Annotated in this window: 1 protein-coding gene; it reads left to right on the forward strand. The window is 36.6% G+C overall.

Features of this window, described 5'->3' with window-relative positions; genetic code table 11:
- Window positions 1-940 (forward strand): IS3 family transposase (locus MXE28_RS11425; protein ID WP_247240190.1); only part of this gene is annotated, 940 nt, incomplete at its 5' end.
- Window positions 941-1,022: the final 82 nt, after the last annotated feature.

Here is a 1,022-nt window from a genome sequence, read left to right on the forward strand (position 1 = left end):
TCTTAAAAAAATTAGACGAAATAGAGAGGAGGCGGGGCTAAGCCAAGTAAAATATCTTCATATTTACTTGGCAATAAAAGAAGAGCACGCAGAGCATCACTATGCTATTTCAGCTTTATGTAAATTAGGTAACGTAACAAGAGCAGCTTATTACAAATGGCTTCATAGACAACCATCTTTTAAAGAACACGAAAACATAATGATTGCGGAAAAGATAGAATCCATTCACTCAGAAAGCCCGGATAAAGGATACCGCAGAATTCGAGATGACCTGGATCGCTACTATGACATACACGTCAATGATAAGCGAGTACTGCGAATTTGCCGGATACAAAACATTAAATCTACTATTAAATATTGCAATAAGGGATGCACTCGACATGCGTCAAGACCACAATATGTAGCAGAAAACCTTCTTGACAGAGACTTTACTGCTACGGCTCCTAATGAAAAGTGGCTTACAGATGTGACCGAGTTTAAATATTACTTGGGCTCTGAAGTGCATAAAGTATATCTCAGTGCAATTCTTGATTTATATGACCGCAGAATTGTTTCATTTGCAATTCGAGACAGAAATGACAATATATTAGTATTTGATACTTTTACCAAGGCAGTAGCTTCTAATCCAGATGCACATCCACTACTTCATAGTGATAGAGGATACCAATACACTAGTCGAACATTCCATACAAAGTTAATAGCAGCAGGAATGATACATAGTATGTCTAGAGTAGGAAAATGTATTGATAATGGTCCTATGGAAGGCTTTTGGGGTATCTTAAAACGCGAACGGTACTATGGGCATCGCTTCACAGATAAAGAGTCTTTAGTTAAAATGATAGAAAATTATATTGAATATTACAATACAAAACGACTACAAAGAAAGCTTGGTGTTTTAACACCTATGGAAAAACATGCTAGATATTGGTTTGTAGCATGAAAAAACTGCCACCGGAAATCGGTGGCAGAAACAAAACTAATTTTATTTTTTCGAGTGTCTACTTGACGGGTAGCAGTTCAAA

Source organism: Veillonella sp. KGMB01456, from assembly GCF_023051165.1.
Classification (GTDB): domain Bacteria; phylum Bacillota; class Negativicutes; order Veillonellales; family Veillonellaceae; genus Veillonella_A.